We start from the raw sequence: 14,722 nt of genomic DNA on the forward strand, positions 1-14,722 counted from the left end.
AGCAAGGATTCTCCGTACGTTCCCCAACTCCTCCCTGTCATCAACTTTTTCGGAGGAGAGCCGTTTTTTCCGAGTATCAGGCGCCGTCAGCTAAGCTTTCTTGAATCGGAAAATTCTCTCGTCCTGTATCCTCGGTAGCTCGATATCGACCAGAAGGGTTGTATTTGGCGCAAGAAGCGTCTTATTTCGCTGACTGGCCACGGTAAGAGAGTCTTCCGGGTCATGATACCTTATTCGCTTGCTCAAGGCTGCCGCGCACAGGCTCATGTCCACCCTTTTGTCTTTTTTGAGAATTTCCTTTTGCAGGTCCGTGATGTCAAACAAGAAGGAACGATAGCTTGCGTCGCGCGAATATTTTCTGACCTTCTCGAGTATGTCCTTTTGAACTTTCTGCATCACAGTATCGGCTCGGTCGCCTTTTTTCTGGAAGAATTCCACAAAGTAGTCTCGTATCCCCTCTCCAAACTGGTCGTGGACTCTTATGACCGCGTGCTGGTATTGATGGTATCTCTCCTTCCTCTCGGGATCCTTAAGCCCCTTGCCAAAAGTTTCTCCTGAAACTTCGTTGAGGTGCTTGATGTGCGTTTTGTATTCATCAGCACTCTTTATTTTGAGGCTTTTGATCAGAAGATCTGCAAGGGTTTTGTCCTTGCCTGGCTCCACAATCGTCCGGTGGTTACGGTTGTAGAGAACGCCGAAAGCGATGGGATCATAATATCGGTTTTGTTTCTGTACGTCATAGCCCTTTGGGGTCTTGAAAACCACTTTGATGTATGCGGCATTCAAGTTGGCAGTGGAAACATAGACGGTTCCATCCGAACCATTTTTGTGAAAGCTGCCAGCCAGGCCCGGATACACGTCTGTCCCAATTAAGATAGTGGTGTAAACATGCTCTTGCTTGAAGATTCGGTTTGCTGGGTTGAATAAGTCCTGTTCAGCCATGGCCCATGATGCAGGTGAGGCCAATTCCAAAGCCTCCAAAACTTTTGTACCCGTCTGCAAAAAGTGGTCCCATTTCCAACCCAATCGTAACCTTCCAATCATTGACTTCCCAATGTGGGCAAGAGCAGAGCCAAAATTTGCAGGGGCAAGCATTACCAGATGTCTTATGGGACATTTCTCAGGTTTCCCGAGGAAGTAGTGAATCAAGTACTGCCTCACCACCGGGCCGCCCGTGCTGTGTACGATTACATCAAAACTGTGACGTCTTTCAGGAATTTTCTTGTCCTTCAAGGCGCTGCCCATCGCCTGACCTAAGTCCTGAATAGTGATTTCATCGTTCATACTCAGGTAGTCAGCCAGCCAAATATCGACGACAGCGAACCCATGTTTCTTTAGAAAAGATGAAAGCGGTCTGAGACTCTGAGAGGTCCCGCTCCACCCGTGCAAAATCAACAACGAGCGTTTGGCCATACACCCCTCCTTTTTTAGAGAAGACTGAATTGATGCAGATGAAGGTCAAGATTCATCACTGAGGCGCTTGTTGAGGTATTTCGAACATCAAAAGGCAAGGCCGTAGTACACTACAGAAAGATGGAAGTTTTTCCTAAAGAAAGCGTCCCTGTCTATATGTTCAGAGTTCCCCAAGAAGGCAAGTCCAATATTCAGCAGAGTGGTATCTAGATATAGTCCGAGAGCACCGCAGAACCTGGCCTTATCCGAGGAAAGTGACTCGAAGTCGAATGATGGGTCTGGGACTATGTCGGCGAAGAAGGCGGAGGCCTCTACATGGGCACTGAGTCTTAGGCCCACGGGTGATATTTCGAAGAGAGCGACTCGTGCTGAGGTGCCGGCCTTCCACATTAATCTCTCGATAAACTCGTTCCTTCCATATCCGGGAAGATCTTCGGAGTCAAGTAGTCTTAGTTGATAAGCTCCACGAGGACTGAATCCACCGAGGCTGTAGCGCTCGTGATGAGGAGCATTCTCATCGTACCAGCTCCCGAACAGCTGGATCGCTACTGTTGTCGGTTTGCTCCACATCTGAAATCTCAGTGGAGCCCACATAGCCTTTGCCCTGGCCTTACCCCACCAGGATTCATTGTCTTTGCCACCCTTGGCCTCAATGTCTGCCTTTAATCCGGAGTTGGGGAAAATGGTACGGTCGAGGTCATCGTGCCGGAGCGCCAAGACGCCATTGAAGTACCATTTCTTCTCTTCACCCATATTGATCCATGTTGCTTCGAGACCTGGAATGGCGGCAACGCGGCCCCGATAGAGCGGAAAAGTAAAGCTTGAACTGAACTCGTCAGTTCTTTGTTCATAGGCTGTTTCGTCTAATGCACTTGGAAAATCGAGCCCCTTGTAGTGGGCGCTCAACTGAGGGATGAATGAAGAAAAAGAGTAGGGAGTACGCATAATGGAACGATAGCGCTGAAGTCCTATATTAAATCCCTGTCCTCTTGGGAGTTGCCGGGACATCTTGAGCGGAAAATTCTGAGTGTAATTCGCATAGGGAGACCAATCAAAAATCCACCTTCTGATTCTGATTTCACCAAAGAAATTGAGGCCTTCATGTGTCTCTAATGCCAAAGATGGGAGTTCTAGGGTAGCATTGGATTTTTTTTGTACCGCAATGTTCAAGCAATCTCCCTCGTGGCCCTCCACTGAGATAGTTTTGAGCTGAAACTCCTTGCGGACATCCCCAGCCTTCTTTAGAATCTTATTGGGAGAAAAAGGTCTCCTGAATTGATTTGCTACAGCCATTTTTGTTCCCGCACCATCACAACTTATCCTTATGTTTCTGAGGAAGGTCCCCTTTTCACCGTGAATGTGCAGGAGGCCAGTATTATGGCTTTTGTCTGAAGGAAGGAACTGCACGCTGTCGACTCTGGGAGAAACAAAGCCTTGTCGCACAAGGCACCTTTCTACTGTGTCTTTGACCTCCTCGAAATTTAAGGCTCTCTTCTCTTTGTTGATTCTCCTTCGGATTGCTTCCTCAGTCGCGCGTTTAGCTATCGAATCATAGGCTGTTGAAGCAAAACCCATTTTCAAAACGGGCTTCACCGAATCTTGAGAGCTTTCCTTTTCTACCAGGCGAAAAGTCAATGACCACTCTTCACCTGCATTTCTCATTTCTGCCCCAACTTCCTCAAAACGGCCGAGACTATGGATTCGCTTCAAAGCTTCACAGACATCAGTCTTCTCTATCCAGCTCCCCTTCTCGAACCTAATTGCGTCCCGAATTTTCCTTTCTTCGGTTTCGCCTGGCCCGGTGAGCTTGGGGGCTTCTGAAAGCCTGAGAATCCTTTCGTTGGGTGGGGGTAGGTTCAGGAGGTTCTGCGACGATCGCATGTGATCTTCCATGCTTGCCACTCCCAGCTTGATCGATTCGATCAGACTGTCTGTAGCAGCGGAACCCGCATGGATCAGTTCGTTCAGCTTCTTGGGGTGGAAGTCAAAGCCACCTTCAACATCTAGGTCAATTCTGGAGTGAGCAGCGTCCCAACTATTCCAGACATGCTTTTCTCTGGCCAAGGGAAAGGCCGCATTCATCACGGCGATCCCCAGGGGTCCTGACAGTTCTGGCTTCTGCTTGACTGCATGCCGAGTGCCTCTTCTCTTAGACGGATAGACAGCAATGACATAGTAATCGGTCGTCTCGTTTTCAGCCACGTTCATCATATTGTCTGGCGCTCTGGTTCCGTCAAATCGGATGAATGCATCTACTGGAAGGTTGTTCAGAACGCCTCCATCAATATATACATTACCTGCGATTCTCATTGGTTCAAACGCCATCGGAAACGAGGCGCTGCCACGTAGAGCAGTGCAGATAGTTCCCTCGCGCATCAACTCTGAGTTTGCCGTGTTCATGTTTGTAAGCATAGTACCAAATGGGATGGGCAAGCTGTCAAATTTGAAGCCCGCTCGATAGTCGGCCTCAAGAGTCCTCTTTGCGATCTCGTCAGTGAATTTCTGCGCTGTTCTAAGACCAGCTCCGAAGTCAGGCTCGATAGCAGAAGGGTACAGCAGGAACCCCCAGCGCTTCCAGGTGATGCTTAAGTCCAGGCCAGGCTCTCGGGGTTTTTCTAGTAACCGCTCCCAGAGAGGCAGGTCCTCCTTGGGTGGTCGATCTGTGAAGATGTTCTTCCAATCGACGCTGTCTTTGACAATAGACTCCAGGTCGTCAACAGAGATGCCAGACGCATAGAGGCCCCCGATAATCGCACCCATGCTCGTGCCGGCGATCCCGTGAATGGGGACGTTGTTCTGCTCAAGAACTCTTAGAACGCCGATGTGGCCTATGCCGCGCACTACACCGCCGCCGAGGGCGAGCCCCACCTTGACGTTGCGCGGCAGGTCGGGAACCAAATCCCAGTTCACGCGGTCGTAGCTCCGTTCAGCCCAGCTAGTATCTTCGGGTAGAACTCTTCGTTCCCAAAGGTACCCGGGATCTGAGCTGTCCTTGTCGAATCTCAACCTGAGCCATATTGGGTAATTATCGCTCCCTGCTGGGTTGGTGCCTGCCATCGCGCCACTAGACGCGGCGAGACAGAGAACCGCAATTGAAGCTAGCACCCAGGCTATCTTCATAGACCTCTCCTTGTCGTGTTTTTGATGAAAGTGTGGAGTTATGAGCAGACTTATCTGCCCCACTCTTGTCGGCATGAAATTGAATTGCCTGACCCGCCCATATCCGTGCCATCAATACATCAATATACAGTCGATAGGAACAAGGTCAACAGAAATCTTTTAAGCTCCACACCCTACGAGTGTCGAAATAACTCTTGACACGGAGATGCCATAGGGGTAAGAAAGATGGTGTATGCAGGGGCGTAGTCCTGAGAATGAATGTCCTGACCTTGTTGGGAGTGGATGGAGGTTTGGCAAATGGAGCTTGTGAATGAGCTTCAGGGGCTCAGAGAGCGAGTTCTATGTAACCTAGTCCTGGACAAAATTGCGGGCTGGCCCTTCCGACGACTTGAGAGTGGGATGAAACGGTTTCTGGGACTATGTTTACTTTTCATTATCTTCGAGGCTAGCGAATTGCTGGTCTTCGGCATTGTGAAAATCTCCATACTTCAATCTTTGGTTCCTTCGATCCTAACGGCCTTCATTGCTGCACTTTGTATTCATGTGGTGAGTTGCTGCTACCAGCACACACTTGTTGAGCTCGGGGCAGTTGCCACCACACCGGCCCTCGGGAGTGGTGTTGAGAAAGCGTTGGTCAACTGGTTAAGAAAAACAACAAACATTTGGTTTCAACTCCTCTGGTCGTGTGGAGTAACCGTTGCGGTTATTCTGGCCCTGTATGTTATCAAACAGAGAGCTACTCTTTCGATTCCCTACGGGCCTGGGCTGCTCTTTGGTGCTGGGCTGGTGTTTTTCTGGCTGGGCCAGATTTGGTACTGGGCGGTCTTCGCGCCGTTTGCAACCAGGCTCCTGAGAGGCAGCGATGCATCAGAAATTGGCCTAGACCCACTGTATCCAAATGAAACGCCAATTCTAGTTGCCATGTCCAGAACACTTTCTGTTTATGCACTTTGGCACGGTTTCGTAGCGACACTGTGTCTCATATTGCTATTCACATTGCAGCCCGATTTTGGCGAGGGAGGCACACGATATGTTCTTGTTTTTGTCCTTCTGAGTTATCTGATTAGCTTTTGGACATTCCTGTATCCGCAATTCAATCTCTCCCAGCTTGTCTATCGTGCCAAGCAGGATACCTTGCTCAAGATACGAGCTGAAAGCAGCAAACTGTACGAGAACCTGGACAAATTGGAAAGAGCGGATTTTGAAAGACTGGAGAACCTGAGGGGCCTTCATGACACGGTTAGTAAATGGCGTAATACAGTGGTCGGGTTCTCTGGGCTGCGCTCGTTCATTGCTTCATTGATAATGCCTGCTCTGACAGCGTTTGTTGGGTTCAAGCTGCAATCCTTCATGGCGTAAAACTCACCTCCGGAATCCTAAGCCTAGCTTATCAGGGATATTTCCACTCATCTCGGGATGTGCGTCACGCAACCCCTGCGAACGGAATGGTACCCCCGTCAAACGGGCGGTCGTGGAACGACCGGGGCAGGGTGTGCAGGTGGGAATTTCGAAGGTGGGGGACTGGGTGATGGGAATTTCGTAGTTTCATGTATTAGCCGACGGCTATCTTATGTCTTATATCTGGTTCGAGGGTATTTAGAACACCACTCTATATTTCATATGTCTTTTTCGCAGCTCGGCAACAAGCCTTATTTTCTGCTCACGAAAGAATTCGGGCGTGGTTGCGTGCTGTAGATTGTGTCGGTGGTAGAATCCTTTTATTGAACTCATGTAGTTCATCTTGTCTATCAGGACGTTGTCCACCTTTCCTGCCAGGCTTTCCACAAGTTTCTCCGGGTTTCCTGGCAGGATTGGGCCAACAAAGGCAAATGTTCTGATTCCTTTTGAATGGATTTTCTCCAGGGCGTCCAGTCTCTGCCTTACTGTTGAAGCATTTGGCTCAAACACTTTTGCTATTTTTTCATCACCTGTCGCTATCGTAAATCCTACCTGTATTTCCTGAAGCTCCTGAATTAAATCCAGGTCGCGTAAAACGAGGTCTGATTTGGTCTGAATAGACACAGGGAATTGCTTCTTCACCAGTTCTTTCAAGCATTGTCTCGTTAATTCAAACTTAGCTTCCAGAGGCTGATAGGGGTCGGTCACAGAGGAAATCCAAACATTGCCGCGCTTTGCCCTGATCAACTGCTTGCTCAGGAGTTCAGGAGCATTCACCTTGGCATCCACGAACTGGCCCCAGGGTTCTGTGTGGCCGGAATAACGTTTCATGAACAGACGAGCATAGCAGTATTTGCAGTTGTGCTGACAGCCGGTGTAGGGGTTCAGGCAATAGTCGAAGATCTTTGATTTATTCAGAATACTCTTCGCCCTGACTTCCTTGATTACTAGCATAGTGAGGTGATTCTATTCTAGTCCTGCCTGATAGGGCAAGTGAATAAACGTGCTCGTACGACAGGATTGCATATCCGGGCCCCTGTGATAGATTGCCACGCGCCCTTACGGGTTGCGAGTTTATCCCGCCTGCCCGCCCGGGCCGTTCGACGGCCGGCCGTTTCACGGCCTCCTGAGCAATAGTCGAAGGGAGCCTGTCGAGGTGCAATGACAGGAGGGACTTGTGTACGGGGGGGAAGCAATCGGAAGCTGATAGCTGTCTGTTTGCCCAAGTGGTTTTGAAAAGAGATTGACAAAGATGCGGAACACGGTTTATGCTTTCTGAAACGCAATTGGAGGATTCTATGGCAGTCACTTTGGAAGAGATAAGAAGGTTGCTTCCTGAGGTCCGTGAGGAATTGCTCAGCAAACCGAATGTTATTGGTACAGGGGTAGGGTACAAAGTCGCAGAGGGCAGGCAAACAGAAGAACTGGCTATCATCTGTTCAGTGGAGACAAAAAAGGCCAGGAAGGACCTCACCAATAGAGAATTAGTCCCTCCCAGCATACAGAGTGTTCGCACAGATGTCTATCCGACGGGGATGATCTATGCTTTGCAGGATCCAACTAAGAGATTTCGGCCTGCACCTGGTGGTGTAAGCATCGGGCACTATCTTATCACTGCTGGGACACTGGGTTGTCTGGTAGAGAGGGGTGAGAAGACATACATACTATCCAACAACCACGTACTGGCAAATAGCAATGATGCTTCGATTGGCGATCCAATCCTCCAACCTGGCCCACACGATGGAGGAACCCATCCCCTTGATCATATTGCCAATTTGAGTGAGTTTGTTCCCATCGAGTTCGAAGGAGGGGATAGTGCCTGTCCTGTGGGGCAGGGGATTGCAGCTATTCTGAACGGGCTGGCGAAAATAACCGGTAGCAAAACTCGAGTGCGCTTGGTTAGAAAAGCTTTGGCAGCAAATCTGGTTGATTGTGCAATTGCTGAACCGTTGGACCCGAGGGATGTGAAAAACGAGATACTACATATCGGTAGTGTGAGTGAGATTACTGAGGGAACCCTGGGCATGAGCGTCAAGAAGAGCGGAAGAACGACAGGATTTACTGAGGGAAAGATCGATCAAATTGACGTAACTGTCAGAGTGAGCTATGGCCCAGAGAGAGTAGCGACTTTTGCAGATCAACTTGTGGCGGGGGCGATGAGTCAGGGAGGAGACAGCGGTTCTGCTGTGGTTAGCAGCGACGACAAACTGGTTGGGCTATTGTTTGCTGGCAGCTCAAACACCACAGTCATAAATCGTATCCAAAATGTATTTCAAGCATTGCAGGTAACATTGCCGTAGCTGATTGTTTTGCTTGGCGCTATTGGATCTATGCGAGGTCACCGTAAATGAGCAAAATCCGTGAAGTGAAGCAAGAGTACGAACGAATCTGGCTGGCAAACAAAAGCGTAGTCGCAGTAGGGATAGGCAACACATCCAAGGGAGAGCCGGGGATTATTATTTCGGTCAAGAAGATAACACTCCAAATACGAGAGCAAATCCCTACCGAAATCGAGGGCGTACCTATCGAAATCCAGGAGACCGGAGAAATCAAGGCCCTTTGATTCCTAAACCAGGACCCATACTGTCCTGAGCACTGCTAACAAGATCATAGATCTTCGATCTTAGATCTATAGTCCCGGCCTAAAGCCGGCTGGCAAAGTCGCACCCTGAGTTTCCTATTTCACTTTTGCGCAAAAGCGAAAAAGAGAGGCCCTGTCAGCACTTAGCAGACGGAAACGGGTTGATTGCTCTGGGTTGAGGGTTTATAATTTGGGTTGGGGCGGGTTTCACCGGGATCCAAAATGGGGAAGAACGTATGAAGAGGGCGAAAACCCGACACGCATTAACAGCCATCTACGCTTTGGTGACGCTTCTTGTTGGGGCAGTTTCGGTGCCAACCGCCTCGGCGGAGGACAAAGAGTACACCCGACCAAAACTTGTGTGGGAGAGGACGTTTGACCAATGGGTTCTTGCTGCAGGCGTGGATAAGGATTGTTACCGTCAGTCAGAACAAAACATTGGTGGGTGCCTGAAGTGGATGACCGCGGGGCGGAACGAACTGCGATGGTTTGTTGAGAACGGCAAACTAGCGCCGGAACCTCTCAAAGGGATGATATTCAGTACGGGCATATCAGCTAACGACAAATATCTTGTGCTTGTTCAGAAAAAAGGGAGCAACGGTCCATGTCACATGGTTTTCGACTGGAATGGGAACAAAATATGGGAAACAGATGAAAAATATCTGTTTCCGTACGTGCGGAACGACGGCTCAGCCGTGTTTCTTCGTAACGCGGTTGGCCTTAAGTCTCTTTACGGATTCAATTCGTACGATGCTCAGGGTTGGTTAACGAATACATACGAGTTTCCGGAAGAGCGTTCCTTCTATTGGGTGGGAGGTTTCGCCATAAGTGACAGTTTCTTCGCTCTGCTAACTGTCCCGCCCGGGGGAGGTTTGGAACTCTGCGTTTTCGACGAGGACGGTCGGGTCGCTTGGAAACAAAAGCGGATCGGGGGATCCGCTCTGAAAGCGCAAGGCACAGGAATGGCGAAGGACTGGGAGCGAGTTACTGTCTCAAATCGGGGTGAAGTGCTTGTACTCGTGGGCTACAATGAGCCATATGGTACGTATGTCTTCATATATGACCATAGAGGGGCCCTCAGAGATACTCTATTGCTTGACCCAACTGGAGCTTCGAAACGCTTGAAAACGTATGGTCGTTTTGCTTTCGTAAGCGCTCAGCAGTCCGGCAAAAACCGGGGTCTGTTTCTGTGTTATGATTTTGAGAACATGGCGGTGAAGTCTCTTCTTCAGGAGGAAGTTGGTTTGAGTTTCGGGAACTTTGATGTCGACTTGGACGCCGGGCTCGTAGCCGTGGCCGTGCATTCCCGTGACAGAGGACATGTCGTGAAGATCTACGACCTGGATGGTGTCTACAAAACCGAAGTGGAGATTGAAGTGGGGTATCGCGACAGATTGTGGCTCAGAATGTTAGTGGGGGCGCTCCTCGTTGCAGAGAAAAACAAGCTGAGGCTGTACGAGATTGATGTGGAATAGGCAGAAGGAAAATTACACATTACGAAACGAAAGTCCCAAAGGGTAAAAAGATCTCACCCTGCCATGCTGTCCTGAGCACTGCTAACGAGATCTTCGATCTTAGATCTGAGATCTTAGATTTCAGAGTCCGAGGCCGTATAACACCACGGAGAGATAAAGGTGATGCCAGATATTCCCGCGCGTCCCCTTGAGGGCAAGGCCAAAGTTTCCGAAACTCGTATCGAGATACACTCCAGCAGTCGGGCATACCCTGAGTCGGTCTGTGGAGAGAAGAGATTCCCCTGATGGAACGGCGTCTGCAATGTAGAGTGAACCTTCCAGGTGAGCATTGACGCGTATCCCCAATAGCGACCTCTCGATAAAGGCCAGCCTTGCTGAGCCTCCGACCTTCCACATCAGTGGTTCGACGAATTCATCTTTAGCATGGCCAGGGAGGTCTTCGGAATCGTGCAGTGTTAGCTGATAGCTCCCGGTGGGGGTGATTCCGCCAAGGCTGTAGCGCTCGTACCAAGGAGTATCGTCAGAATACCAGCTGCCAAACGACCTCAGTGCAAGGGTTGTCGTTATTTTGTTTTGAATCCTCCATCTGAATGGTACTCCAACCATTCTCATTCGGGCTCGGGACCAAGAACTATTTTTCAGGTCAACTTTGGCATCAATGTCTGCTTTCCATCCAGACTCAGGAAACACGATGCGATTCAGATTGTCATACCGAAGCCACGAAACTCCAGTGACCTGGGTCTGCCATTCTTTCGGCTGGTGTATCATGTGCGTTGTAACTTGAGATACCTCAACGCCTGGAGTGAACGCAAAACTCCTATAATAGACAGGAAAAGATAGCCGTCCGCAAATCTCGTAGAATCTCTTGTCGTAGTGTTGTGGTGTGTCCGGCAAACTTGGGAATGTCAACGACATCCAGTGAACATTCACATCAGGTATGGGCAGAAGGGAACGACAGCGTTGGCGACCTGCGCCGAGCCTCTGTCCGCGCGGGAATTCCTCAGCTACTTTCAGCGGAAAATTCTGCGCGTAGTTTGCATAGAGAGCCCAATCAGAAAGTTTCCTGATACTTCTGTTTCTCAGTTCGCAAAAGAAGTTGAACCCTTCATACATTTCCAGAGATAGAGCCGGGAATTCCAGAGTATGAGTGGTTTTCTTCTTCACGGCAATAACCAGCGTATCTTCTTCCAGGCCCTCAACTGCAATAGTCTTGAGCTGAAATTCCCTGTGTACACGTGCAGTCTTGTCAAGAACGTGCTTCGGACTGAAAGGTTCAGAGAATTCACTCTCCAGGGCTTGCTCCGTTCTTGTATCAGTTGTGTCATCGCACACTACCTTTACTCCACGAATAAGTGTCCCCTTGTGAACGTAGACGTAAAGTGTCTCAGGGCTGTTCTTACAGGAACGGAATCTAACGCTATCCACTCGAGGAGAGGCAAATCCTCGATCTACCAGATTGCTTTCTACCAGTTCTTTTACTTCGCCGAAGTTGAGGACTCTCTCCCTTTTTGCGCCTACCTGTTCAATCATAGAATTACTTGCTGACCCCGGGACACCTTTTACGATAACTTTCAGAGAATCACGATATTTCTCTTTTCTCTTGAGAAAGAAGGTGACAGTCCAATCCGAATCCACATTACCTATCTTGGTCTGAACATCCTCATAGGGGCCCAGGCCATAAATTCTTCTCATGGCATCGCAGATATCGATCTTCTCCACATAACTTCCTTCTTTGAGTCTGATCGCTTTGAGGAGTGTGTCTTGCTTCTCAGTCCCTTTCACAAGAGTAGTCTCATCCTCTACTATAGAGAATAGGTCCATGGATGATAGACGACTGATCGGTCGAACCTGTTTTGAAGGTCGCAGGCTGTCTTCCAGAGCGGCCATTTCTCTTTTTATCCGAGGTATTTCCCTCCAGGCACCGTCATAGCCCGCGCGGATCATGTTCGTAAGGCTCTGTGGAGAAAAATCAAGCCAACCCTCAATCTCCATATCAATCTTGCCGTGGGCAGCGTCCCAACTGTTCCAGAGATGGTAGTCTCTGGCCAGGGAACGGGTCCGAGCCATCACACCGAATCCTAAAGGCCCGGCAAGTTCTGGCTCTTGAACCGCCTCTCTAACGCCTCTTCTCTTCGAAGGGTAAACACCAATGACATAGAGAATCTCGTCTTCGTCAGCGATGTTCATCAGTTTGTCTGGGACTCTGCTTGTGTCAAATGGTATGAATGCGTCTACTGGAAGGTCGTCAAGAATCGCACCGTCTGCATATGGTACGCCTCTAATAATTGTGGGCTCGAAGTAGATTGGAGATGAACCGCTAGCACGCGTGGCAGTAGAAATCGTACCCTCCACCATCAGCTCAGATTTTCCCGTATTCAGATTCGTGAGGATGGCACCAAATGGCACAGACAAGCTGTCAAATCTGAAACCAGCCCGGTAGTCGGCCTCCAGGGATCGCTCAGCGATCTCATCAGTGAGTTTCTGCCCCACTGTAATGCCAAATTCTTGCACATAACTGAAAGGAGGCCACCAGTCTCCGGTAGCGTTTAGATCTATTCCGGGCTCTCGGGATTTCTCTCTCAAGCGCACCCACATAGGGAGAGATTGCCTCGATGGTTCATCTCCGAGGATATTCTCCCAATCGATATCACGTTTCATGAACGATTCGAGGTCCTCGATGGAGTGGCCACAGGCATACAGTCCCCCCACAACTGCTCCCATACTCGTGCCGGCAATACCATGGATGGGGATGTTATTCTCCTCGAGGGCTCTTAGAACACCGACATGAGCCGCACCTCGTATGCCGCCGCCGGCCAATGCTAGGCCCACCTTTACCCTCCTCGGCAATTCATCTACTGGCCTCCACGTTCTGTCAGTAGCGGTGGACTCCTCAGCCCAGGATGAATCCCGATATAGATCGGACAAAACCCTTCGCTCCCACAGATATGAATTGGAATCTGATGTTGAAGGATACTTGTCAAACTTCAACCTGAGATGGATTGGATAACTCTCATGCTCCAGCGGGATGCTGTTATGCGCGGCGATTGTCAATGTAGTCAAGCAGAGAAGTAGTGCTAAGCCGAGTGTTCGAACCACATTGACAGATCTGCGCCCGGGACGCTTTTGCCAGGAAAGCATACGGTAGAGAAAAGCTCTTTCGTTTGTGTTCATTCCAGTACAGGTTTGGAAAGGACGACTTGCCTATGCTCCTTCGACTAACAACTTTGTATAGTACTGAAGAAGGCCCGAAGTCAAGAGAATTCTCGCGGATTGAGTCGTAGATGAGGGCATCGTTATGTGGTACTATGCTGTCCGCTAATCCTCAGCGCCCATCCTACTCGGTGGCGGACAGAGCCTTGATGTATTGGAGTCGTTCGTATAACTCAGGTTTGTCACTCTGCATTTGGCTCAGCTTACCTCGTATTTGGTCGAGGGAATCAAAACCATGTTTCTTCGTCCACCCTTCCACATCTTTGAGTATCCTGTCAAGTTGTTCCAACCCATTAAGGTACAGCGTAGAGCAGAGCTCTACAACTGACGCCCCCGCCAACAACTGTTTGATAACTCCGTCTCCATCGTGAACGCCGGTCGAAGCCGCAAGTTCACAGTTTATGCGGTCGGCGAGCAGGGCAATCCAGCGTAAACTCAGGTTGATCTCCTGCGGTGAGCTGAACCGGTACCCTTGTGTGAGCCTGAGATTCTCGATGTCAACGTCAAGTCGGTAGAAGCGGTTGAAGAGGACCAGAGCAGAGGCGCCGCGCCTGCCAAATTCCTCAGCCATTCGTGCCATGGAAGTAAAATAGGGACCAATCTTAACAGCAATAGGAATCGCAATGTGGGCCTTCACTCCCTCAAATATCTTAAGGTAGAGGCTTTCGATGTCCTGGCTTGTCCGATCAGGATCGCTCGGCATGAGCGATATATTTAGCTCCAGGGCGTCAGCACCAGAGATCTCAATCTGCTTGGCGTAATCCACCCACCATCTGGGCGTTATGCAGTTAAGGCTGGCTATTATGGGGATATCAACGGCTTTCTTTGCCTCCTCTATCAGCTTTAGATATTCGCGTGAGCCGAGTTCCATACTCATTTGTCTGGCATAATCGAACGCCTCTGGATGCCCGTACAACCACGATTGTCCCTCCACTAATTCCTTGCTCTGTGCTTCTATTTGCTCCTCAAACAGAGACTTGAGCACGACAGCGCCAGCGCCAGCATCGGCGCAACGACGAACGCCTTCACAGCTGTTTGTCAGGCTGCAACTTGCCACTATGAGGGGATTGCGTAGACGCAGGCCCATGTATTTAGCAGAAAGGTCCACTGTGAACCAACCTCCTTCTTTGTATGGTGTGTAGTAGGTTTAACTATTGGTGTTCGTAAAACAGATGCATCCGTTCTACCTGAGAAGGCCACACACAAACTCAGGAGGTTCAGATGCCTTCCAGCCAGCCAAAGTTCATCGAGAGTGGACTGTACCACCCCGGGTGGGGAATGTCAACGGACTGTTTCGACTCCAACCCCTGTAACCACAGATTAACACACCCTCCTTCGCCCGTCTTCGCTCAACTCCGTTGAGCTTCGACGGGCTGACGCCCTTGTGGCTCTGGCCGCCGAAGCTGGTTGCTGGGATTGGGTGGTGGAGAAGCGTAGGGGGCTTCGGAGGGCAGAGATTACCACAAGATTATTCTTCTGGTTCGCGTTGTGGAATCTTGTGTTAATCTGTGGTTCAGGGATTTTA

The 14,722-nt window shown here is 49.7% G+C and carries 9 protein-coding genes; 4 read left to right on the forward strand and 5 right to left on the reverse strand.

Features of this window, described 5'->3' with window-relative positions:
• Positions 1-90 precede the first annotated feature (90 nt).
• Both E3J62_12570 and E3J62_12575 read right to left on the reverse strand, forming a co-directional pair.
• On the reverse strand, positions 91-1,413 hold the full coding sequence (locus tag E3J62_12570; protein TET43687.1) for a hypothetical protein: 1,323 nt from the start codon (positions 1,411-1,413) through the stop codon (positions 91-93).
• Between the two features lie 87 nt (positions 1,414-1,500).
• A complete protein-coding gene (locus tag E3J62_12575; protein TET43688.1) occupies positions 1,501-4,608 on the reverse strand; it encodes a hypothetical protein in 3,108 nt (1,035 codons plus the stop codon).
• A 222-nt stretch (positions 4,609-4,830) separates the two neighbouring features.
• Between E3J62_12575 and E3J62_12580 the strand changes: the two genes are divergently transcribed.
• The gene (locus E3J62_12580; GenBank protein ID TET43689.1) at positions 4,831-5,892 is read left to right on the forward strand and encodes a hypothetical protein; all 1,062 of its coding nucleotides are present in this window, start codon (positions 4,831-4,833) and stop codon (positions 5,890-5,892) included.
• A 237-nt stretch (positions 5,893-6,129) separates the two neighbouring features.
• Here E3J62_12580 and E3J62_12585 read toward each other — a convergent pair whose 3' ends face one another.
• The gene (locus E3J62_12585) at positions 6,130-6,885 is read right to left on the reverse strand and encodes a radical SAM protein (protein ID TET43690.1); all 756 of its coding nucleotides are present in this window, start codon (positions 6,883-6,885) and stop codon (positions 6,130-6,132) included.
• 344 nt (positions 6,886-7,229) lie between these two features.
• Between E3J62_12585 and E3J62_12590 the strand changes: the two genes are divergently transcribed.
• The 3 genes from E3J62_12590 (at position 7,230) to E3J62_12600 (ending at position 9,987) form a co-directional block, all read left to right on the forward strand.
• Positions 7,230-8,231 carry a hypothetical protein gene (locus tag E3J62_12590; protein ID TET43691.1) on the forward strand — a complete coding sequence of 334 codons (1,002 nt, stop codon included), beginning with the start codon at positions 7,230-7,232 and terminating at the stop codon, positions 8,229-8,231.
• Between the two features lie 47 nt (positions 8,232-8,278).
• Positions 8,279-8,494 (forward strand): hypothetical protein, encoded by a 216-nt coding sequence (locus tag E3J62_12595; GenBank protein TET43692.1) that lies wholly within the window; start codon positions 8,279-8,281, stop codon positions 8,492-8,494.
• A gap of 254 nt (positions 8,495-8,748) precedes the next feature.
• Complete coding sequence (locus E3J62_12600; GenBank protein TET43693.1) at positions 8,749-9,987, forward strand: hypothetical protein; 1,239 nt, start codon at positions 8,749-8,751, stop codon at positions 9,985-9,987.
• A gap of 120 nt (positions 9,988-10,107) precedes the next feature.
• On the opposite strand, the gene E3J62_12605 is transcribed toward E3J62_12600, so the two are convergent.
• Both E3J62_12605 and E3J62_12610 read right to left on the reverse strand, forming a co-directional pair.
• Positions 10,108-13,158, reverse strand: a complete 3,051-nt coding sequence (locus tag E3J62_12605) for a hypothetical protein (GenBank protein ID TET43694.1) — start codon at positions 13,156-13,158, stop codon at positions 10,108-10,110.
• A gap of 163 nt (positions 13,159-13,321) precedes the next feature.
• Positions 13,322-14,305 carry a dihydroorotate dehydrogenase-like protein gene (locus E3J62_12610; protein TET43695.1) on the reverse strand — a complete coding sequence of 328 codons (984 nt, stop codon included), beginning with the start codon at positions 14,303-14,305 and terminating at the stop codon, positions 13,322-13,324.
• Positions 14,306-14,722: the final 417 nt, after the last annotated feature.

It is taken from the genome of candidate division TA06 bacterium (genome assembly GCA_004376575.1).
Lineage (GTDB): Bacteria > Hydrothermota > DG-26 > E44-bin18 > E44-bin18 > E44-bin18.

Coding starts and splice junctions, on each gene's coding strand:
- E3J62_12570 (TET43687.1), bottom strand. CDS start 1,413: ATGGCCAAACGCTCGTTGTTGATTTTGCACGGGTGGAGCGGGACCTCT.
- E3J62_12575 (TET43688.1), bottom strand. CDS start 4,608: ATGCCGACAAGAGTGGGGCAGATAAGTCTGCTCATAACTCCACACTTT.
- E3J62_12580 (TET43689.1), top strand. CDS start 4,831: ATGGAGCTTGTGAATGAGCTTCAGGGGCTCAGAGAGCGAGTTCTATGT.
- E3J62_12585 (TET43690.1), bottom strand. CDS start 6,885: ATGCTAGTAATCAAGGAAGTCAGGGCGAAGAGTATTCTGAATAAATCA.
- E3J62_12590 (TET43691.1), top strand. CDS start 7,230: ATGGCAGTCACTTTGGAAGAGATAAGAAGGTTGCTTCCTGAGGTCCGT.
- E3J62_12595 (TET43692.1), top strand. CDS start 8,279: ATGAGCAAAATCCGTGAAGTGAAGCAAGAGTACGAACGAATCTGGCTG.
- E3J62_12600 (TET43693.1), top strand. CDS start 8,749: ATGAAGAGGGCGAAAACCCGACACGCATTAACAGCCATCTACGCTTTG.
- E3J62_12605 (TET43694.1), bottom strand. CDS start 13,158: ATGAACACAAACGAAAGAGCTTTTCTCTACCGTATGCTTTCCTGGCAA.